This window comes from Microcystis sp. M53598_WE2 (assembly GCF_030067735.1).
GTDB lineage: Bacteria > Cyanobacteriota > Cyanobacteriia > Cyanobacteriales > Microcystaceae > Microcystis > Microcystis aeruginosa.
In genome coordinates this window covers 1-1,510 of the sequence record NZ_JASJFE010000453.1, presented here as the reverse complement: position 1 = coordinate 1,510, position 1,510 = coordinate 1, and the positions used below count along the sequence as shown (strand labels likewise).

Sequence of the window (1,510 nt, the reverse complement as noted above, 5' to 3'; positions counted from 1 at the left end):
TGACACTTTATACGCTCATATACCAATTATCTTTGTGACAGATAGTAAGGAAAAAGAAGATATTATCAATGCTTTTAATTCTGGGGCTGTGGACTATGTAAATAAACCATTTCATAGTTGGGAACTGTTAGCCAGAGTTAAAATTCATCTAGAACTAAAAAAGACTCAAGAAGAACTGAAAAATATCAATTCTCAACTAGAAAAGCTAGTCAGAACTGATAGCCTAACTGGGGTAAATAATCGTCGAGAGATTCTCTACTTAGGTGAGAAAGAATTTCAACGATGTCGTCGTTATCATCGTTATTTTTCGGTTCTATTCATCGATATCGACCATTTTAAACATATTAACGATACCTTTGGTCATACCCTGGGAAACAAAACTTTAATTACTGTCGCTGGGGCAATTAAAACCTGTCTGCGTCAAGTGGATAGTTTTGGGCGCTTTGGGGGCGAGGAATTTGTCGCTATTCTCCCAGAAACTAATCTTGAAGATGCTGCTACCACAGCCCAGCGCATTTGTCAAGTAATTAACAAGTTAAATATTGAACTTGCTCAACAAAAAGTGCGAGTTACTGCTAGTATCGGTGTGGCAACATTTAGCCCTCAAGATAATAATCTGGAAGAGGTGATCGAGCGGGCTGATCATGCCATGTTCGCCGCTAAAAATCAAGGTAGAAATCGAGTTAGTTTAGGTAAAACAGTATGAAAAATTTGTTATTTATTCTTGGTTTTTTGCTCTTAGGTGTAGCCCCAAGTTTTAGCGCCGATCTCGATACGATTATACACCGGGGAAAATTAATTGTCGCTGTCAAAAATAATCTCCCTCCCCTCGCTTTCCTTGATTCTCAGGGCAATCTGCAAGGATTGGAAATCGACATCGCTAAACGTCTAGCTGAAGAAATTCTCGGTTCTGATACTGCTATTATTCTCAAACCCGTTAGTAATCAAGAACGTTTACAGGTGGTTATTGATGATCGGGTGGATTTGGCGATCGCTCGTGTGGCGATTACTCCCGCACGTCAGCGCTTAGTGGATTTTAGCCCCTTTTATTACCTCGATAGCAGCGGTTTTGTGACGAAAAACCTGCTATTTCAGCGTTTAGAAGACCTAGCTAACTCTAGAATCGCCGTACTCAACGGCTCGACGACAATCGCCCTTGTGCGTTCCCATTTACCTAAGGCTACCCTGCGCGGGGTTGCTTCCTATCAAGAAGCTTTAAATTTACTGGAAACGGGGGAAATAGACGCTTTTGCGGCTGATAATAGCCTTTTAACTGGTTGGGTGCAGCAATTCCCCAATTATCGTCAATTACCGATCCAGTTGGGTGCGATCGCTCTAGGAGTCGTTCTCCCTAAAGGTTTACAGTACCAAAGTCTCCGAGAACGCGTCAATCAAGCGATCGAGCGGCTAGAATCCACCGGCTGGTTAGTAGAACGGGTGAACTATTGGGGCTTACCCCTGAGAATTCGGGAAATGGGGAGATAGGGTGATGGGGTGTGGGGTGTGGGGT

At 42.9% G+C, this 1,510-nt stretch carries 2 protein-coding genes; both read left to right on the top strand.

The annotated features are described in order from the left end of the window. Positions 1-706 (top strand): GGDEF domain-containing response regulator (locus PX636_RS09465; RefSeq protein WP_288116904.1); only part of this gene is annotated, 706 nt, incomplete at its 5' end. Next, a complete protein-coding gene (locus tag PX636_RS09460) occupies positions 703-1,485 on the top strand; it encodes a transporter substrate-binding domain-containing protein (protein ID WP_002795534.1) in 783 nt (260 codons plus the stop codon). The genes PX636_RS09465 and PX636_RS09460, both read left to right, overlap by 4 nt. Positions 1,486-1,510: the final 25 nt, after the last annotated feature.

Excerpts from the sequence above, each read along its gene's own strand:
- PX636_RS09460 (WP_002795534.1), top strand. The coding sequence starts at position 703 with ATGAAAAATTTGTTATTTATTCTTGGTTTTTTGCTCTTAGGTGTAGCC.